The 18,527-nt window shown below is 59.1% G+C and carries 16 protein-coding genes and 1 pseudogene; 6 read left to right on the top strand and 11 right to left on the bottom strand.

The genetic code is table 11. The annotated features are described in order from the left end of the window. Positions 1-6 precede the first annotated feature (6 nt). Entirely contained in the window at positions 7-252 is a 246-nt protein-coding gene (locus tag ACA073_RS13765; protein ID WP_497396870.1) for a hypothetical protein, read from the bottom strand. A gap of 83 nt (positions 253-335) precedes the next feature. Between ACA073_RS13765 and ACA073_RS13760 the strand changes: the two genes are divergently transcribed. Next, positions 336-872, top strand: coding sequence for a hypothetical protein (locus ACA073_RS13760; protein WP_497396868.1), 537 nt, complete (start codon positions 336-338; stop codon positions 870-872). Positions 873-928: 56 nt separating this feature from the next. On the opposite strand, the gene ACA073_RS13755 is transcribed toward ACA073_RS13760, so the two are convergent. Further along, positions 929-1,402, bottom strand: coding sequence for a PA2171 family ribosome-binding persister protein (locus ACA073_RS13755; protein WP_497396866.1), 474 nt, complete (start codon positions 1,400-1,402; stop codon positions 929-931). 341 nt (positions 1,403-1,743) lie between these two features. On the opposite strand from ACA073_RS13755, the gene ACA073_RS13750 reads away from it, so the two are divergent. Next, a complete protein-coding gene (locus ACA073_RS13750) occupies positions 1,744-2,967 on the top strand; it encodes a zinc-dependent alcohol dehydrogenase (RefSeq protein ID WP_497396864.1) in 1,224 nt (407 codons plus the stop codon). 134 nt (positions 2,968-3,101) lie between these two features. Here the strand turns inward: ACA073_RS13750 and ACA073_RS13745 are convergent, their stop codons facing one another. Next, entirely contained in the window at positions 3,102-4,445 is a 1,344-nt protein-coding gene (locus ACA073_RS13745; RefSeq protein WP_497396862.1) for a cation:proton antiporter, read from the bottom strand. Positions 4,446-4,735: 290 nt separating this feature from the next. On the opposite strand from ACA073_RS13745, the gene ACA073_RS13740 reads away from it, so the two are divergent. Next, complete coding sequence (locus ACA073_RS13740) at positions 4,736-4,873, top strand: hypothetical protein (protein ID WP_497396860.1); 138 nt, start codon at positions 4,736-4,738, stop codon at positions 4,871-4,873. After that, positions 4,861-5,067: pseudogene (locus ACA073_RS13735) on the top strand (YetF domain-containing protein); the annotation flags it as partial. The gene ACA073_RS13740 and the pseudogene ACA073_RS13735, both read left to right, overlap by 13 nt. 130 nt (positions 5,068-5,197) lie before the next feature. On the opposite strand, the gene ACA073_RS13730 reads toward ACA073_RS13735, so the two are convergent. From ACA073_RS13730 to phbB, 5 genes are all read right to left on the bottom strand, one after another. Continuing rightward, complete coding sequence (locus ACA073_RS13730; RefSeq protein WP_497396858.1) at positions 5,198-6,055, bottom strand: SDR family oxidoreductase; 858 nt, start codon at positions 6,053-6,055, stop codon at positions 5,198-5,200. A gap of 232 nt (positions 6,056-6,287) precedes the next feature. Further along, positions 6,288-7,442, bottom strand: coding sequence for a MalY/PatB family protein (locus ACA073_RS13725; RefSeq protein ID WP_497396856.1), 1,155 nt, complete (start codon positions 7,440-7,442; stop codon positions 6,288-6,290). A gap of 307 nt (positions 7,443-7,749) precedes the next feature. Further along, positions 7,750-9,453 (bottom strand): class I poly(R)-hydroxyalkanoic acid synthase, encoded by a 1,704-nt coding sequence (phaC, locus tag ACA073_RS13720; protein ID WP_497396854.1) that lies wholly within the window; start codon positions 9,451-9,453, stop codon positions 7,750-7,752. 99 nt (positions 9,454-9,552) lie between these two features. Continuing rightward, on the bottom strand, positions 9,553-10,731 hold the full coding sequence (locus tag ACA073_RS13715; protein WP_497396852.1) for an acetyl-CoA C-acetyltransferase: 1,179 nt from the start codon (positions 10,729-10,731) through the stop codon (positions 9,553-9,555). Between the two features lie 57 nt (positions 10,732-10,788). Further along, positions 10,789-11,535 (bottom strand): acetoacetyl-CoA reductase, encoded by a 747-nt coding sequence (gene phbB / locus ACA073_RS13710; RefSeq protein ID WP_497396850.1) that lies wholly within the window; start codon positions 11,533-11,535, stop codon positions 10,789-10,791. Positions 11,536-11,807: 272 nt separating this feature from the next. Between phbB and ACA073_RS13705 the strand changes: the two genes are divergently transcribed. Then, positions 11,808-12,845, top strand: coding sequence for an AraC family transcriptional regulator (locus tag ACA073_RS13705; RefSeq protein WP_497396848.1), 1,038 nt, complete (start codon positions 11,808-11,810; stop codon positions 12,843-12,845). 192 nt (positions 12,846-13,037) lie between these two features. On the opposite strand, the gene ACA073_RS13700 is transcribed toward ACA073_RS13705, so the two are convergent. Further along, positions 13,038-15,506, bottom strand: a complete 2,469-nt coding sequence (locus ACA073_RS13700) for a DUF3141 domain-containing protein (protein WP_497396846.1) — start codon at positions 15,504-15,506, stop codon at positions 13,038-13,040. A gap of 243 nt (positions 15,507-15,749) precedes the next feature. On the opposite strand from ACA073_RS13700, the gene phaP reads away from it, so the two are divergent. Continuing rightward, complete coding sequence (phaP, locus tag ACA073_RS13695; RefSeq protein WP_497396844.1) at positions 15,750-16,319, top strand: TIGR01841 family phasin; 570 nt, start codon at positions 15,750-15,752, stop codon at positions 16,317-16,319. Positions 16,320-16,355: 36 nt separating this feature from the next. Here phaP and phaR read toward each other — a convergent pair whose 3' ends face one another. Continuing rightward, on the bottom strand, positions 16,356-16,877 hold the full coding sequence (phaR, locus tag ACA073_RS13690) for a polyhydroxyalkanoate synthesis repressor PhaR (protein WP_497396842.1): 522 nt from the start codon (positions 16,875-16,877) through the stop codon (positions 16,356-16,358). Between the two features lie 294 nt (positions 16,878-17,171). Beyond that, positions 17,172-18,440, bottom strand: a complete 1,269-nt coding sequence (locus ACA073_RS13685; protein WP_497396840.1) for an OprD family porin — start codon at positions 18,438-18,440, stop codon at positions 17,172-17,174. Positions 18,441-18,527: the final 87 nt, after the last annotated feature.

The following is an 18,527-nucleotide window of genomic DNA, read 5'->3' as shown; positions in this document are numbered from 1 at the left end:
GCTCACTCATTGTCCGGTCTCGGCGCCTGCGTTCTTTTTGAAACCGCGCAGGTTCATGGCACACAGGCAAAATTGCAACACGATCAGCGCGTAGGCCTGGGAGTGATACCCCCAGATCACCCACAAAATGTTACTGAGGATAAAACAGATGAACCCCCGGAGCCGGAGCCTGGGGTTTCGTGAACCGATCAGCCACGCCGCCAGCACCGTCACCAGCATCGCCGGCCATTGCACCCAATCAAGATTGTCCATTGCACGCCCCTTGCAGTGTTAATCCAGGTGAACTTGTCAGTAGGCGTTTCTTCTAAACGTTTTCCATCCTGTGCGTGACTCTCGTGCCAAGAATACTGACTGAAGTCCCTTGCGAAGAAGCCCTGACCGAACACAACGCCAAGATGTTCGGCTCGCCCAAGGAGCGCCTGGATTTCTACCGCCGGGAAATACAATACGAAACCAGCATTCTGGCCAATCGCACCGACGCCTACCTCGCAGCGCAATCGTTTTTGGTGATTGCCTTCGCATCGTGCATGGCCAACCTCAATCCCGAGTGGGGCAAACTCTTCACCCTGGTGGTGCCGCCGTTTCTGGCGCTGTTGGGGCTGCTCAGTTCCCTCAACGCCTGGCCTGGCATTCGCGCAGCGTATGACATCATCGATCACTGGCACTTCAAACAGAGTGAATTGCTGCGCAGTGAACCCTTGATGGGACTCGCCTACGACGAGTCGCCGCTGTTCAGCGAGATGGAATCGTCCCACAAGGGCTACCGCAAGTCGCTGTTGTTCTCGGTGCGTACACCCTGGATTTTCGCCACGTTTTGGGTGCTGCTCGGCAGTTACGCGGTTTTCATTCAGGTCACAAACCCCGGCGGATAATCGTGGAAAAGCAAAAAGCCCGGCAAATGCCGGGCCTTTTGTGTCTGCCAATCCGATCAAGCTGCCAGATTGGCGCTCATTTCTTTCTTGTACTGGGCTTTCAAGGTTTCCATCTGCGCACCCAACTCTTCCAGAGTGGCTTTGCCCAGCAGTTTTTTAGCCTGAGGAAACATTTCCGTTTCTTCCTCTTCGATGTGGTGCTCCAGTAGCTCCTTGACCACTTTCACGCGACCTGCAAATTCCGGGGTGGACGGATCGGTGACTTTCAAGTCAGGCAGCACCAGTGAATCAACGGTGCGGTGTTCTTCCTTGGCTTCGTAATACATGACGTCCTGTTCTTTGCCGCCCGCTTTTTTATACGCCGGGTACAAGACTTCCTCTTCAAGTCGGGTATGGATGGCAATTTCCATCTCCAGCTTGGCCAGCAGCTCGGTGCGTTTTTTAACACCGCGTTCAGTAGATTCGCTCAGCTGGGTCAGGATGCCTTTTACGCGTTCATGGTCGGCTTGCAACAGGTCAATGGCGTTCATGGTCAAGTCTCTCGAATAGTCACGGGGATGAGCGCTAACGGTCTCAGGGCCGAAGGTCGCTTCTAGTCCTGGAGCATTTGTCGTGCCGGATTGGCTGCCGAAGTAATAGCCTTAAAAAACAATGGGTTGCATTGGCTGATGGCGAACTGAGGTCATGCAGGCTGCATGGGTCCGGATTTTGACTCATGCAGTTCGCGGCTTTACTTTTCGAAGCGCCATAAACCCGGTTTTTCGAGTGCGACCACTAATCAGATTCGCCATTCATGCAACTGAACGCGCAGCAAAGCCTCGCTCCCTTAATACAGACACCGATGCCTTAATTGAACAGTGAGGATGCAGCCATGCGTGCAATGACTTACCACGGAGCCCATGACGTCAAAATCGAAACCGTGCCCGATCCCGTCATCGAAGCCCCCGACGACATCATCCTGCGAGTGACGGCCACCGCCATTTGTGGATCGGACCTGCATTTGTATCGAGGGAAAATTCCCACCGTGGAGCACGGCGACATTTTCGGCCATGAGTTCATGGGCATCGTCGAAGAAACCGGCTCTGCCGTCACGGCCGTTCAACGCGGTGACCGGGTGGTGATTCCGTTCGTGATCGCCTGTGGCGAATGCTTTTTTTGCCAGCAGGAGCTGTTTGCCAGTTGCGAAACCACCAACACCGGGCGTGGCGCGATCATCAATAAAAAAGCGATTCCACCGCCTGCCGCGCTATTCGGTTTCAGCCGTTTGTATGGGGGTATTCCGGGCGGGCAGGCCGAACTGGTCAGAGTGCCCAAGGCCAATACCGGGCCGTTCAAGGTGCCGGGAACGCTGGCAGACGAGAAGGTCCTGTTTCTATCGGACATCCTGCCAACGGCCTGGCAAGCCGTACTGAATACCGGGATCGGGCCGGGTTCAAGCATTGCGATCTATGGTGCCGGGCCGGTCGGGTTGTTGAGCGCCGCCTGCGCAAAAATGCTCGGTGCCGAGCAAATCTTCATGGTGGATCATCACGCTTATCGACTGGCTTATGCCCAGCGTACCTACGGTGTAATCCCGATCAATTTTGATGACGATGATGATCCGGCCGACACGATCATCCGCCCGACGGCGGGCAGTCGCGGGGTGGACGGAGTAGTCGATGCCGTAGGGTTCGAAGCCAAGGGCAGCACCACGGAGACAGTGCTCGCCACCCTGAAACTGGAAGGCAGCAGCGGCAAGGCATTACGCCAATGCATTGCGGCCGTGCGTCGCGGGGGCGTGGTGAGTGTGCCGGGCGTTTATTCCGGATTCATCCATGGTTTCCTGTTCGGCGATGCGTTCGATAAAGGCCTGACCTTCAAAATGGGCCAGACACACGTGCAGCGGTATCTGCCGGAGCTGCTGGGGCACATTGAAACCGGACGCCTGCAACCGGACGCCATCATCACTCACCGGATGTCGCTGGAGCAGGTGGCCGAGGGATACAGGATTTTCGATAAAAAGCAGGAGGAGTGCCGCAAGGTCATTCTGACGCCCGGTTCCAGTGATGTGCCGCTGACCGAAAATCTGGAAATCACCCCGATACCAGCGTTGTAGAACAGACCCATTGTGGGAGCGGGCTTGCTCGCGAATGCGGTGTGTCAGTCGATCTCTGTTTCTGAAACACCGCATTCGCGAGCAAGCCCGCTCCCACAGTTCGTGTCGGCTGGCGAAAATTCACCGGCCTCAAATCAAGTATTTTGCTTTTTGCGCTCTTCGTACCAGGCCAGCATCGGTTGCGTGCTGATGCCATGGATGAGGATGCTCAGCGCAACCACCGACAACGTCAGGTCAGTGCAAAGCGTGGCAATCGACGGAGCCAGCCCATGGTTCAGGGCATAGAAAAGGTAATACAGGCTACCGATCCCGCGAATGCCGAACCAGCCGATCAACAAGCGCTGGCGACCGTCCAGCAAGCCACGCCAGGGCAGGGCGACGACGCTCAGCGGTCGAATCAGGCAAAACAACACGCCGCCGATCAGCAGCGCTCGCCAGTCCCAGTGCCCAATCAGCACGACACCGAGCAGCGTCACCAAAAACACTTCCATGGCCCGTTCGACCAGGCTGCCGAACGCGAGCATGTCGCCCATCATGATGCCAGCGGCGACCTGCGTGTCTTCCAGACCTTCGGTATCGCCATGCACGGCCTGGTGCGGTTCGACGTTCTGATGGCCGACCACCGGCTGTACCAGATGCTCGGCCGGCAATTCGTCGTCGCCGGTGGATTTGACTTCTTCATGGCGCAGGCCCAGGCCCGCTGCAAACACTGACAGAAAGCCGTAGCCATGAATCGATTCGGCGCCGACGTACGCCAGGGCGATCAACGCCAGGGCCAGGTAGTCGTTAGGTGAAAGGGTGCTGTCGTCATTTTTGATCCGCAGCGCCAGCGTCAGCCGACCAATGCCGCGCCCCATCGCATAACCCGTGAGCAAACCGGCAGGGACGGCCCAGAGCAGACTGCGCAGCGCCCAGTCGCCCAGCCAGCCGGGGTTACCGTCATGTTGCAACAGCAGTAACCCGAGGATCACGAACGGAAAGGCAATCCCGTCGTTGAGCCCCGCTTCACCGGAGAGGCCGAATCGCACACTGTCGTCATCCCGGGCGTCGTTCACTTGAACCAGCGCGGCGAGTACCGGATCGGTAGGTGCCAGTATCGATCCAATCAATACGGCGGCGCCCCACGACAGTTCGAAACCGTAGTGCAGCAGCAGGCTGACACCGGCAATGGTCAACACCATCACCGGGCCGGCCAGTCCGACGGCGATGCGCCAGTTTTTGTCCTTGAAGGGCGAGCGCAACTTCAGACCACACACAAACAGCGAAAAGAGCACCGCGACTTCCGTCAGGTGCTCCATCCAGGTGGAGGCGTCGTTCATGTCCAGTTTCAACAAGCCGAGTGCCGCTGGCCCGATGGCAACGCCCAGCGCCAGGCACACCGCTGACGTGGTCACCGGCATCCAGCGCAGGTACGACGAAGTCAACGCCAGCGTCAGCAGCACCGCACCCAACACCGCCACCCAGAGAATGAAACTCATGCGCTGTACTCGCCGGACAGGTGCTGCGATGTTGGGCCATCCCGACACCCCAGACGCAGGCCGCATTCAGCAAGTCCTGTTCTGGCCCCGTGACAGGGGCACCTAAGCGTATTGAGGGGCGAAAATTGTCAGGGGTTCAGTTTTTCTCGCTGCATCCGGGCGTGGTCCGATAGAGGGAATGTTTGCAGGCGAGGAAGGTCAACCGAGCAGACACGATCAGGTGATGGCCGCAGCGCATGAATTGAAGCTGCTGCCCTTCTCCATCCTTGCTCGTTGACCAGGAGCACGCCATGAACGATGAATCCAGTCAGCGCGATTACCAAAGTCGCGACTATCCCGTGCAGGAAGACATGGCGTACCAGGTCAAAGTCTGGCGGTTTGAGCGCATGGGCTGGTACGTCCTGGTGGTGTTGGGGTTTCTCAGCTGATCGATGGCGAGCCGACGATCATCGTCGAGAACGGCAAGGTGTTGCACAAGCGACTGCGCCACGTACGTTTGATCGAGGCCGACATCATGGAGGCCGCCCGTTCGAGTCAGGGCATCGAAACCCTGGACCAGATCAAGTTTGCGATCCTTGAACGAAACGGCAAGATTTCGGTGATTGCTCAAGAGTCGCCGTGATCCGCTTTTGTGGCGAGGGGGCTTGCTCCCGCTGGGCTGCGTAGCGGCCCCAAAATCTGCCAGCCGCTGCCATTTTTGTGAGTGCTGCGCACTCAAGCGCGAGCAAGCTCGCTCGCCACAGGCGGCTCATTCAAAGCATCGGCTTGCCGCCGGTAATTCCGTAGCGCTGACCGGTGATGTAGCTGGCCTCATCCGATGCCAGCAGCACATAGATTGGCGCCACTTCGACCGGTTGTCCTGGCCGTCCCAGCGGTGTTTGCCCACCAAAGTTCTGCACTTCTTCATCTGGCATGGTCGAGACGATCAGCGGTGTCCAGATCGGCCCCGGTGCCACGCAGTTCACCCGGATGTTTTTCGGACCGAGCATTTGCGCCAGACCGGCGGTGAAGTTGGCAATCGCGCCTTTGGTCGTGGCGTAGGCGAGAAGGGTCGGCTTGGGCGTGTCCGAGTTGACCGAGCTGGTGTTGATGATTGAACTGCCGGGTTGCATATGCTTCAGCGCCGCCTGGCAGATGCGGAAAATGGCGGTGATGTTGACGTCGAAGGTCATCACCCATTCTTCGTCCGGGATGTCCTCGATGTGTTCGTGAGTCATCTGGAACGCGGCGTTGTTGACCAGAATGTCGATCCGGCCGAAGCGCTCGACGGTCTTGTCGACCAGCGCCTGGCATAGCGCTTTCTGCGCGATGTCACCGGGCAGCAAGATGCATTGGCGCCCGGCCTGTTCGACCCAGCGCGCGGTTTCCTGCGCGTCTTCATGTTCATTGAGGTAGGCAACGGCGACGTCCGCACCCTCACGGGCGAAGGCGATCGCGACCGCGCGTCCGATACCGCTGTCGGCGCCGGTGATCAGGGCGATCTTGCCTTCCAGACGGCCCGAGCCTTTGTAGCTCTGCTCGCCGCAATCCGGGTACGGGTCCATTTTCTTCTGGGAGCCTGGGACGGGCTGGCCCTGTTTCTTGAAGGGTGGTTTTGGATAGTCAGTCATCGGGAAATCTCCGTTCTCAAGGTAGAAGAGTCAAAGGGTGGACCCTGCTCTTTTGTCTTGAGTTCGGTTGGATTTCGAAGGGCTGTCGAATCTCTCAAACTGCATAGATTCCCTTGTGGGAGCGGGCTTGCTCGCGAAGGCGGTGTGTCAGTCAACATTAATGCTGGATGACACACCGCCTTCGCGAGCAAGCCCGCTCCCACAGGGGATTTGAGGTGTTGACGAAGTTCGGTCAGGCCTTGAGGTTGATCAGGCTGCGTTCCATGCGCGCAATCCCTTCCTCCAGCAACGCTCGCGGGCAGCCGAAGTTCAGGCGTACGAACTGTTTGCAGTCATCGCCAAAATCCAGGCCTGGGCTGAGCCCGACCTTCGCCTGTTCGAGGAAGAAATGCTGCGGATTCTCCAGACCCAGCGCCGAGCAATCGAGCCAGGCCAGGTAGGTGCTCTGCGGTACGTTCATGGTGACGCCGGGCAGCCGTGTGCGAACGGCATCCACCAGATAATCGCGGTTCGCTTGCAGGTAGCACAACAGCTCAGTCAGCCACGGGCCGGCGTCGGTGTACGCGACGCGTGTCGCCTCCATGCCCAGCGGATTGACGCTGTCGACCATGCCGCAACGGGCGTGGTTGACCCGCTCGCGCAAGGCCCGGTCCTGAATGATCATGAACGAGGTCTTCAGGCCGGCGATGTTGTAGGCCTTGCTCGCCGACATCAGCGTAATGGTGCGCTGGGCGATTTCCGGGCTCAACGACGCGGTGGGAATGTGTTTGCGCCCGTCGAAGCACAGTTCGGCGTGGATCTCGTCGGAGATGATCCAGGCGTCCTGTTCCAGGCAGATGTCGGCCACCGCTTGCAGTTCGTCCCGTGGGAACGTCTTGCCCAGCGGGTTGTGCGGATTGCTCAGCAGCAACGCACCGCCACCGGCCAGTGACTGGCGCAAGGCGTCGAGTGGTGTGGCATAGGTGCCGTCAGCCAGTATGTCGAAATTCAGTTCAACCTTGTTCAGGCCCCAATGGACGGGGGCATGCCGCAGCGGCGGGTAGTTGGGCACCTGGACCACGACGTTCTGCTGCGGTTGCACCAAGGCGTTCAGGGCCATGTTGAAACCCGATTCCACGCCCGGCAGAAAAATCAGTTCCTGCGGCTCGATGCGCCAGGCGTACTTGTTCCAGAGGTCGGCCACGATGGCGTGGCGCAAGTTATCCTGAGCCACGCTGTAGCCGAGCAAGGGGTGTTCCAGACGTTTTTGCAGGGCCTGGATGATCACCGGCGGCGCGGCAAAATCCATGTCGGCGACCCACATCGGCAATACCTCGGCCGGGTAGCGGCTCCACTTGGTACTGCCGGTGTTGTGGCGGTCGAACACCTGATCAAAATCGAAAGTCATGCTCATCTCATAAAGGCCGGGATTAATTCGGCAGACATGATAAGCGCCAAGCCCCTGTAGGAGCGAGCTTGCTCGCGATGGTCGTTAACGAAAACGCGTGACTTCCGGGTATACGCGTTGCTCTTGAGTCCATCGTCGGAACGCCGCCCGGAGCAAGCTCGCTCCTACAGGGCCGATGTTGATCAGAAAGGACCGAAGTTAAGCGGATATTCGATAACCACATAAACCCGGTCGATATCATCGCCCGCCTGAGCGCTGTTCAATGGCGCCGGCCAGCGCCTGGCCCGTGTCCTGTGTGTGAGGCCCATCATTGCATCACGTAACGACCGGGTGCCGATTCCAGTGCAGGGTACTGCGCATTGCCGGTGTGCAGCGCCGAAGGCTGGCGTTCACCGGCGTGTTCGGCCAGCCAGGCGAACCAGTCATTCCACCAGCTGCCGGGATGTTGCTCGGCATTCTTGAACCAGGTATCCGGGTTTTTCGTGACCCGGTTATTGGTCCAGTAATGGCGCTTTTCCTTGGCGGGCGGGTTGATGACCCCGGCAATATGCCCCGAAGCGCCCAGCACGAAGCGCTTGCTGCCGGACAGCAGTTCGGTGCTGGCGTAGGCGCTTCGCCACGGCACGATGTGATCGTCATGGGTGGCGAGGATGTACGCCGGCGCGTCGATGGCGCGCAGGTCGAGCTTGCCCCCGCAGCAGTCCAGCTCGCCGGATTTCAGATCGTTCTGCAGATAGGTGTGGCGCAAGTACCAGCAATACATCGGGCCGGGAAGGTTGGTGCTGTCGTTGTTCCAGAACAGCAGGTCGAGGGCAATCGGTTTCTGGCCCTTGAGGTACTTGTCGACGTTGTAGTTCCACCACAAGTCATTGGGGCGCAACAGTGAGAAGGTGTTGCCCATGTCCTCGCCCTTGAACAGGCCGATGGGGCCGTCAACGCCACCGATGGTGCGCTCGCGGTAAGCCACCAGTTGCTCGTCGACGAAGATGTCGATGGGGCCGGTGTCGAGGTAGTCGAGGAACGTGGTCAGCAGGCTGACGCTGGCGATCTCACGATCACCGCGAGCCGCCAGCATCGCCAGCGCGGTGCTCAGCAACGTGCCGCCAATGCAGAAACCGACGCAGTTGGGCCGTTGCTCGCCGCTGATTTCACGGGTGACGTGCAGGCCTTTGATGATGCCGGTTTCGATCAGGTCATCCCAGCTGGTGTCAGCGTGTGCCTGGTCGAAGTTACGCCACGACATCAGAAACACCGGATGACCTTGTTGCAACAGATGGCGAACCATCGAGTTGTCCGGGCGCAGGTCGAGGATGTAGTACTTGTTGATCGACGGCGGGACGATGAACACCGGGCGCCGGTACTGGGTTTCGCTTTGGGGGTAGTACTGGATCAACTGGAAGAGTTCGTTCTCGAATACCACTTCACCGGGTGTGCTGGCCAGATCGACTCCGACCTTGAAGGCGCCGCTGTCGCACTGACGCATCTTGCCTTCCTGCAGGTCGCTGGCCAGGTGCAACAGGCCCGTGAGCAGGCTGCCGCCTTGCGTGTCTGCGGCTCGCTGCAGAGCATCGGGATTGCTCGCCAGAAAATTGCTCGGCGCACCCGCGGCGATGGCTTGCTCCACGAGGTACAGCAGGCGCTGGCGGGGTTTCTTGTCTTTGATCGGCAGTTTGTCGAGCAGTTTGAGCAGGAACCCAGCGTTGAGCAGGTAAAACGCGGCGAGGGAGCCAAACAGCGGCTCGCTCCAGTTGCCACTGGAGAAACGTCGATCTTCAAAGGTGAAGGGCTGGCCGCTCATCAAGCGTTGGCCGAGGTCCGCCCATTGCACTTGATAGTCCGATTGAAGGCTGTCCAGAGTGCTGCGTGGCAGGTCGAACCAATCATTGTATTTTTGTCCGGTGAACCACGGATTGGTGCTGACCCATAATCGCAATTGTTGCACTGCAAAGGAGGCAATGAACGGAACCTGGCCAGACCAGTAGGTGTTGAAGGTGTGCGCGTTAGTGTCCATGGAACTCCTTGCCCACATCAGTAAACCGGGCAGAAAAAAACCGCGGCGCCGGAATTCGGCGCCGCGTCAGCAGTCAAGCAAGCAGTCCTGTGTTTCTTCTTATCGTTCGATGACCAGGCTGACGCCTTGGCCGCCGCCGATGCACAACGTGGCCAGGCCTTTTTTGCCGTCACGGCGAATCAGTTCGTGCACCAGCGACACCAGAATCCGCGCGCCCGACGCGCCGATCGGATGACCCAGCGCAATCGCGCCACCGTTGACGTTGACCTTGCGGGTGTCCCAGCCCAGTTCTTTGCCGACCGCCAGTGATTGCGCGGCGAACGCTTCGTTGGCTTCGATCAGGTCGAGGTCGTCCAGGCTCCAGCCGGCTTTCTCCAGCACCAGACGGGTGGCCGGCACTGGGCCGATGCCCATGATGGATGGGTCCACGCCGGCGCTGGCGTAAGCCTTGATGCGTGCCAAAACCGGCAAGCCGAGGGCCTGGGCCTTGGCGGCGCTGGCCAGCAGCAACACGGCGGCGCCATCGTTGAGGGTCGACGAGTTGCCGGCGGTCACGCTGCCGTCTTTCTGGAACGCCGGTTTCAGGTTGCTAAACGCTTGCAGCGTGCTGCCCGGGCGCGGTTGTTCATCTGTGTCGAAAACCAGCGGATCGCCCTTGCGCTGAGGGATCAGGATCGGCGTGATTTCACGTTTGAAGTAGCCCGCTTCGATGGCGGCGGCAGCTTTCTGTTGCGAGGCGGCGGCGAAGGCGTCCTGATCTTCGCGGCTGAGGCTGTACTGAGTGGCCAGATTCTCAGCGGTGATGCCCATGTGGTAGTCGTTGAAGGCGTCCCACAAACCGTCCTGAATCACGCTGTCCTGCAATTGCGCATGGCCCAGACGCAGGCCGGTGCGTGCCTTGGGCAGCACATAAGGCGCCAGGCTCATGTTTTCCTGACCGCCGGCAATCACCAGTTCGGCGTCGCCGCAACGGATCGCCTGAACAGCCAGTTGCACTGCCTTGAGGCCCGAGCCGCAGACCTTGTTCAGGGTCAGGGCCGGGGTGGTAAAGGGCAGGCCAGCCTTGATCGCCGTCTGGCGTGCCGGGTTTTGTCCCGAGCCTGCGGTGAGGACCTGGCCGAGGATCACTTCATCGATCTGCGCGCCGTCCAGACCGGTCTCTTCCAGCAGACGGCGAATCACTGCGGCGCCCAGTTCGGGGGCTGGAATCGCGGACAAGGCACCTTGGAAACTGCCAATGGCGGTACGAGTAGCGGCAACGATTACGACTTCGTTCATGCGTGACCTCATTAAAATGTTGTCGAGCGGGAGCAGGGCCTCCTTGCCCTGATCGGTCTACTGCATGTTCATGCCGCCGTTCACCGAGAAGTCGGCGCCGGTGCTGTAGCCCGATTCATCGGAAGCCAGCCAGGCAACGATCGAAGCGATTTCTTCGGGTTGGCCGAGGCGCCCGACCGGGGTGGCCGCAATCATAGTGTCGAGGATGTCCGGGCGGATGGCCGCGGTCATGCTGGTCTGGATGTAGCCTGGGGAGACGGTGTTGACGGTCACGCCCTTTCCGGACACTTCCCGTGCCAGTGCCATGGTGAAACCGTGGACGCCGGCTTTGGCTGCGCTGTAGTTGGTCTGGCCGAACTGGCCGCGCTGACCGTTGATCGAGGAGATATTGATCACTCGTCCCCAGCCCTTGGCCAACATCCCTTCAATCACCTGCTTGGTGGTGTTGAACATGCCGCTCAGGTTGGTGCCGATGACCGCATTCCAGTCCTCGGGCGTCAGCTTGCGAAAGGAGGCATCACGCGTGATGCCGGCGTTGTTGACCAGTACATCGATCGGGCCGAATTGTTCCCGCGCCATCTCGAAGGCCTTGCGCGTTGACTCCCAATCGGTGATGTCGCCGTAGATGCACTCGAACTGAAAACCCGCCGCCAGTTGAGTGGCTATCCAGTCGTCCTTGCGGGCGGAATCAGCGCTGCAACCGACGATGACCTTGAATCCTTCTTTGTACAGGCGCTGGCTTATCGCCGTGCCAATCCCACCCATACCACCCGTGACCAACGCAATACGACCAAGCGACTTCATAAGCTCCGTTCCTTTTTGTATTTTGCGCTGCAAGATGGGGGATTGTTCGGTATTGGCGGGGGATGCGGAAGTGTTGGGAGGTGACGGTGTGGTGTCCAACGGTGCCATGCGCGGTTTAGCGGCTACTGGGCGACGAATGACTGGCTAAAAGTGAGGATTACCTATACTGGGGTCAATATTGGCAACGAAACAACCCGTTAGAATTTTGATTCAGCGCAGATCAATCATGGCTCCGGACAGGATGTTCGGTTCCACAGGTCATTGAGGACGCCATGTATAGAATGAGTTCAGGCTATGCCAGCGTGCTGGTAAATACGCTCTCGGCTCAAGGACTGGATGTTGCCAGTCTGTGTCGGGAGGCTGGACTAGACATCAATCTCGCAAACAAACCAGGAGCGTTTTGCGAGCGAAAGGCCATCTATCGACTCTGGGAACTGGCCACTGAGGCCTCGGGCGATCCCGACATTGGCTTACGGGCTTATGGCAGTTTCCACCCCGGCAGCTTTCAGATCGTCGGCTACACCATGATGTCCAGCCTGAATCTGAAAAAAGCCCTTGAACGCCTGGTCCGTTTCAGTCCGTTGATTGGCACCGGGTTCAGCCTTTTCTTCACTTCGGAACAGCAACATTACCGTCTGTCCGGGCTCGACCATCAGCAGCAGGGATCGGTCAAACCGCGCCAGTACACCGATGCCGCGCTGGCGTCGTTGCTGGGTTTCTGTCGCAAGCTGTCGGGCGGCAACGCACCGCAACCCTTGAGTGTCGAGTTCACCTATCCCAAACCTGAAGACATCTCCGAGCATCGACGGCTGTTTGGCTGCAATCTGCATTTCGACGCGCCTTACGACAGCATTTTGTTTGACGGGGAGGAGCTGATGCGGCCTTTGAGCATGGCCAACGAAGCGTTGGCGGTGCTGCATGACAGTTGTGCCGAGGCGCAACTGGACCTGCTGTTTGGTTTTTGCATTGTCGGCCGGGTTCGCGCGCTGATTACCGAGCGCTTGAGTCAGGGCCAGGGGCAGTGCGACATGGAATCGATCGCGGCGGCGTTGAGCATCAGCAAGCGCACGCTGCAACGCGCGCTGGAAAAGGAAGGGACACAATTCAAGGACGTGCTGAACGCGGTGCGTCGGCAATTGGCCGATTTCTACCTGCGTCATTCTCACTTCAACATGAAGCATGTCGCGTATCTCCTTGGTTTTCATGATCACAGCAGCTTCAACAAAGCCTGTAGCCGCTGGTTTGGCATGACACCGGGGCAGTACCGCTCCGATGAATCGTTTGAGATCGAGGAAGCCGCGCCGGTGTGACGCGGTGCTCGTCAGCGCTTGAGCCTGGTCCACCATTTTGTAAGCAGCGAATACCCTGTGGGAGCGACCCTGTGTGGCGAGGGAGCTTGCTCCCGCTCGGCTGCGAAGCAGTCGCAAAGCTTTTGGGGCCGCTTCGCGACCCAGCGGGAGCAAGCTCCCTCGCCACACAGGCTCGCTCCCACAGGTTGTTCATCATGGTGCAGGAGGTTTCTTCGCGCCTTTTTTGCCCTTGGCGGGTTTGCGCGTTTTTGTCGGCGTTACCGGGGTAATCGACTCAGCGACGACGACCGGGGCTATTTGCTTGATCGGCTCTGGTACGACGACCGGAGTTTTCGGCTTGATCGGCTCCGGGGTTATCGCCGGGGGTTTCTCCATGACAACATCGGCTTCACCCGGAGGTTGGGTCAGGCTGAAACCCGGCAACGGCACATCGAGCAGCGTGTGCAATTCACACCAGAACGGGTTGTCTGCGCCGCTGGTCAGCAGTTCCGGCAGCAAATTGGCGACGGCCGCCAACACTTGTTGGCGTTCTTCGGCCTCAACCAGCATCAGGGGCAAGCTGTGCAGGCTTTCCTGCGGGTGGGTGGCGACCAGCAGTTTTTGCAGGCGAAGGGTTTCGCGCAGGTCCAGTGGCTCGGCACTGTAGTCCTGCAGCAGCACTTGCAATTGCACGATCAGTTTCTCGACGCTTTGCTTGCCCGGTTCATCGCTGTCGCGGCCCAGCAGGAATAGGATCCGGATCAAGGCTTCCATCAAACCGCCAAGGGGCAGGGCGTCCTGAAGGCGTTCGGTCAGGACTTTATCGTGCTGCTTGGCATGCGCCTGGAGATCTCGCCCCGGGGTATTGCCGGCGAGGCTATTGAGGACGCCATACACGCCGTAAAAACTCATCTCCTGAGCGGCATCACGCAGGTCCCGATAGCCATTCAAGGCGTCCTGTATCTGGTTGGATAACAGTTCCTGCCAAGCCAGCAACGGATTGGACGGACTGGCGGGATGTCGATCCTTGCTCACTTGAGCGGCACTGCCTGCCAGCCACCAGAGCGCCGGGTTCAGACTGTTCCACATCACCTGTTGCTGGTGGAACGGGTGTGCCTTGCGCATCATTTCGGCGATCGGCTCGTTGATCAACTGACGCAACCACGGCCGTACAAATCCGTCATAAAGCGTATTGTTGAAATCAGAGGCACGTTCGACCAGCGCGAATTCGCGATCGTCGTCACGGGATGGCTGCACTTTGCCGTGGATGTCGGCGATACGCCGTGGCTCGAAACGCACGGCGTACTGCGTATCCGGGTTTTCCGGCAGGTCATCGATGAGCATTTCATAGAGTCCGCCCGGCAGTTCATTGATCGCGTCGACCGCGCCCAGCAACTCACGGTGTTCACGCCGCGCCACTTCACCGGACACGAAGATGCCCAGATGACCGATGCTCGCGTGCCGCAGGTAAACGATAGTGCGTCCGGCATTTTGCAGGGCGAAATCGCTGGGATAGACGTCGGTGATCCAGTCCAGTGCCTGCTGCGGCGAGGTGATGTTGTCGCCATAGGAGCAGAACACCACCACCGGCACTTCGATGCGTTTGAGGTCGAGCCCGCTGCTCTTGCGCCCGAGGCCGCCGGACAGCTGATTGCCGATGAACAGATCGTCGACAATCATCTCGATCTCTTCAGCATTGAGCAGGGTCGGGCTGCCCCACCAGCGTTCGAAATCCAGAAAGCGCGGGGCTTCGCTGTCGACTTCGCTGAACAGGTGGTAGTACTTGCCCCACCAGGTGTTGGCCGGGTCGAGGCTTTCGAAATTGCTCACCAGCCAGGTGCCGTCGAAACGGTCATTGCCCAGGTCGCTGCCCAGGCGCGCCATCCAGCCGCCACCCAGCAAACCGCCGGTGTAACGCATCGGATTGCGCCCATTGACGCCGGCCCAGTACGACAAAGGCGCGCCATTGACGATGATCAGTCCTGGCAGTTCCGGCCGGGTCGCCGCCAGGCCCATCAATGCCCAGCCGGCCTGGCAGTTGCCGATCACCACGGGTTTGGCGCTGGCGGGATGTCGCGCGCTGACCTCTTCGAGGAACCGCGCCTGGGCTTCAACGATGTCCGCCAGGGTTTGCCCCGGGCGTGGCGAATGGCTGAACGAGATGAAATAGGTCGGATGGCCGGCGCGCAGGCTTTCGCCGATGACCGAATCCTGTTTGAAACCGCCAATCCCCGAGCCGTGACCGCCGCGCGGGTCAATGATGATCACCGGCTGTTTTTTGCTGTCGAGCAGTTGCCCGGGGCCCGCGAGGATCTGCAGCAACGAGTAGTTGACCGGGCGAAGCAGGTCTTCGCCGGCGACCAGGGTTTCATGATTGAACTTGAGCAGCAGCGGATACCCGGCGCGTTCGTGGGCCAGGGTGTTGTCACCGCGCTGACGCAAGGTGTCCCAGAACAGTACGCTGCGTTGGCCGAGATCGGTGACGTATTCCTGCCAGTCAGCGGTGTTCGGCTGTGTGAGTAGCCCAAGGCTTGAAGGCGCGTAGGTTTTGGCCTGGCGCTGTTGCGCGGCGTCGAGAACGTTGAGGGTGTTGAGGCGCTGGAGATGGTTCAGGTGCTCGAACAAACCGGACTGAGCTGAAAGCCATCCATCTTGCAGCGCAATATTTTCTTCCTGACCCATCGTGAACTCCTGACGCCATGCGTGGGAACGTCGCCCTGACTAATAGAAGCCAAGCCGGCCATTCGATTGTCACGAGTGTATAGGGAATATCAGTCGAGGAAGCGAACTTTATTGTGCGCTGCACAAAATAGCCGTTGCCAAATAGTTTTGTGCACTGCAATATCAAAACCAGCGCGATGACTGGCAGGATCGCTATCGCGTCCTCAGGCCCATCCGGGCCTTCCCGTACCAGGAGATTCAAGCATGTCTTTTTTCAACCCGGAAAATCTGCAAACCGCTCAGAAAGCCAACCTCGACCTGTTGCAGCAAATCAGCGGCAAAGTGTTCGCCAGCGTTGAGCAACTGAGCCAGTTGCAGTTCAAGGCACTGCGTGACTCCACCGAAGAGCATTTCGAAGGCGTTCGCAAGCTGCTCGCCGTGCGCGATCCACAGGGCTTCGCTGACCTGCAGGCGTCGTTCACCCAGCCGAGCGCGCAAGCTGAACGTCTGGCTGAGTTCAATCGTCAGGTTCAGGCGCTGATCATGGGCACGCAGTCGGACATCGCCAAACTGACGTCAAGTCAGGTCGAGGCGGGCACCCAGCAGGTGAATGAGTTTGTTGAATCGATCAGCAAGAATGCACCGGCCGGCTCCGAGCCTGTAGTGGCTGCATTCAAGTCGGGCCTGGCGAATGCCGGTACGGTGTTTGATAGCGCACAGAAAGCCGTGAAACAGGCTTCCGATGTGGCTCAGAGCAATTTTGACGCCGCCACTGCCGCTGCCGCCAAAGCAGCGCCAGAAGCGGGTGCCAAGGCAACCAACGGTAACAAGTAAGTCCAAATCAGGCCGGCAGCACCGATGGCGACGGGTTTATTCCCCGTCGCCATTTTTTTTCGTGCCGTTTTCGCTTTCTGGTTTGCCGGTGAACAGGCCAAACATGTTTTGCGTGTTCAGGTAGAGCGCTTTGGACTGGTCGACATACTGGCGCATCAGGTCCTGCATGACCGGCGCCTGCTGGTGCATGAAAGTGCTCCAGGCCTCGGAGGATTGCGCGCCTGTCTGGGACTGGATGTCGATCACGGTCTGAATGCTTTTATCGAGGTAGCTGCCCAGTACTCCTTGATAAGGACCGTAGAACTGGATGATCCCCATCAGCATGTCGCTGGTGAAGATCGGCTCACCGCCGCTTTCCGCTTCCAGAATCACCTGCAGCAAGATGCTGCGAGTCAGATCCTCGCCAGACTTGGCATCGACCACCTGAAACGCAATCTTGTCGACGACCAACTGGCGTATGTCCGCCAGAGTCAGGTGACTGCTGGTGTGGGTGTCATACAGTCGGCGATTGGGGTACTTCTTGATCAGGCGGGGGGTGTTCCGACTGTTATCTGGCATGCGGGGCGTCTCGTGGCGAGCCTGGTTTGCAGGCATCTTAACCTACTATGGCCACTGCCACGGGTTGGTGTCGGGGGAGGGAAGCCAGGACTGACATCTTTATTGCTTTTGAGGCCGCCTTCGCGGGCAAGCCCGCTCCCACAGTGATCTCTGTTGCTCACAAATGCCGCATTCACAGAGAACCCCTGTGGGAGCGGGCTTGCCCGCGATGAGGGCCGCCATCACACCACAACTCCAATAGACAACAGAGGACTGCGCTGTGAAGCGAGTCCCCTGGTGGAACCCTGAATGGCCTTACCAGATCGGCAAGGTGTAGCTGACAATCAAACGGTTTTCATCAAGGTCGCTGCCGAAGTTGGTCGAGCGAACGGTCGCATTACGCCATTTCACCCCGACATTCTTCAGTGGACCGCTTTGAACGACATAGCCAATGTCCGTATCGCGCTCCCATTCCTTGCCTTCCGGGCGGTTGTTGCCCAGATCGATATCGGACCCGTTGATATAGCGCGTCATAAACGTCAGGCCCGGCACGCCCATCGCGGCAAAGTTGTAGTCGTAACGGGCCTGCCAGGATTTTTCATCCTTGCTGGCGAAGTCGCCAATCTGCACGAAGTTCACCAGGAACGCATCGGTGCCATTGACGTAGGCATACCCGGTGTCGCCGCTCATACCTTGATAACCCAAGCCGAACGCATGCCCGCCGAGGCTGTAGGTGAACATCGCGCCAATCGCCTTGTTGTCGACATTGCTGCCGCCGTCGTCGGTGGAGCGGGCGAAACGCAGGTCGGTCTTCAACGACTGGCCGGTGGTGACCGGCAACACGTAGGTCAGGTTGACCAGGTGTTGGCTGTAGAAGTTGTCGAGGTGACCGTAGCTGTAACCGGTGGCGAGGTTACTGGTCCATTTGTAGTTGAGGCTGGCGAAATCGAAGCTGTCGCTATCCAGATGGCGGCTGGTAATGCCCTTGGCGCCGGTTCGGGTGATGCCCATGTCCTCATAGTCCGAGGAGTCACGCTGGTTGACCTGCGTCAGTCGTCCGGCATCAACGCTCAGGCCCTCGACTTCCAGCGAAGTCAGCTGGCCACCTTTGAAGGTTTGCGGCAACAGCCGTGAATCGTTGGCCAGCACCGTCGGCAGCTTGGGCAGCAGCGTGCCGAGTTTCAGCGTGCTTTTGGAGGCGCGCACTTTGGCGGCCAGGCCCAGTTCACCGTACTCGTCCTGAGCACCTTTGCGCGTGTCGCGATGACGCTGGAGCACACCGGAACCGGCGCGATCCGGGCTGGAGTCGAGTTTGACGCCGACCAGGCCGATCGTATCGAAACCGACGCCGATCAGGCCATCGGTGAAGCCGGATTCGTAGCGCAACAGGAAGCCTTGCGCCCATTCCTCCTGTTTCGATTGCGCCGCGTTGGCCTGACGATAGTCACGGTTGAAGTAGAAGTTACGCAGCTCGAGGCTGGCCTTGCTGTCCTTGATAAAGTCAGCAGCGGCGGGGGCTGAGAGGCTGATGACACCGCCGGCCAGCAACAGTCGGGTAGCGAGAATGCGGGTGCTGCGATCCATGGTGAAGCCCCTTTGTTTTTATTATGGAATGACGGCTTGCGCGGCCCTCGCCAACCGGGCGAGGGCTTATCAGGAAAAAACACGGGC

This window comes from Pseudomonas sp. LBUM1670 (genome assembly GCF_059695695.1).
Note: the sequence above shows the minus strand (reverse complement) of the source record. Positions and strands in the feature narration are given on the sequence as shown.

Coding starts and splice junctions, on each gene's coding strand:
- ACA073_RS13685 (WP_497396840.1), bottom strand. CDS start 18,440: ATGGATCGCAGCACCCGCATTCTCGCTACCCGACTGTTGCTGGCCGGC.
- ACA073_RS13705 (WP_497396848.1), top strand. CDS start 11,808: ATGTATAGAATGAGTTCAGGCTATGCCAGCGTGCTGGTAAATACGCTC.
- ACA073_RS13700 (WP_497396846.1), bottom strand. CDS start 15,506: ATGGGTCAGGAAGAAAATATTGCGCTGCAAGATGGATGGCTTTCAGCT.
- ACA073_RS13725 (WP_497396856.1), bottom strand. CDS start 7,442: ATGACTTTCGATTTTGATCAGGTGTTCGACCGCCACAACACCGGCAGT.
- ACA073_RS13745 (WP_497396862.1), bottom strand. CDS start 4,445: ATGAGTTTCATTCTCTGGGTGGCGGTGTTGGGTGCGGTGCTGCTGACG.
- ACA073_RS13750 (WP_497396864.1), top strand. CDS start 1,744: ATGCGTGCAATGACTTACCACGGAGCCCATGACGTCAAAATCGAAACC.
- phaR (WP_497396842.1), bottom strand. CDS start 16,877: ATGCCAGATAACAGTCGGAACACCCCCCGCCTGATCAAGAAGTACCCC.
- ACA073_RS13730 (WP_497396858.1), bottom strand. CDS start 6,055: ATGACTGACTATCCAAAACCACCCTTCAAGAAACAGGGCCAGCCCGTC.
- phbB (WP_497396850.1), bottom strand. CDS start 11,535: ATGAAGTCGCTTGGTCGTATTGCGTTGGTCACGGGTGGTATGGGTGGG.
- ACA073_RS13715 (WP_497396852.1), bottom strand. CDS start 10,731: ATGAACGAAGTCGTAATCGTTGCCGCTACTCGTACCGCCATTGGCAGT.
- ACA073_RS13740 (WP_497396860.1), top strand. CDS start 4,736: ATGAACGATGAATCCAGTCAGCGCGATTACCAAAGTCGCGACTATCCC.
- ACA073_RS13755 (WP_497396866.1), bottom strand. CDS start 1,402: ATGAACGCCATTGACCTGTTGCAAGCCGACCATGAACGCGTAAAAGGC.
- phaP (WP_497396844.1), top strand. CDS start 15,750: ATGTCTTTTTTCAACCCGGAAAATCTGCAAACCGCTCAGAAAGCCAAC.
- phaC (WP_497396854.1), bottom strand. CDS start 9,453: ATGGACACTAACGCGCACACCTTCAACACCTACTGGTCTGGCCAGGTT.
- ACA073_RS13765 (WP_497396870.1), bottom strand. CDS start 252: ATGGACAATCTTGATTGGGTGCAATGGCCGGCGATGCTGGTGACGGTG.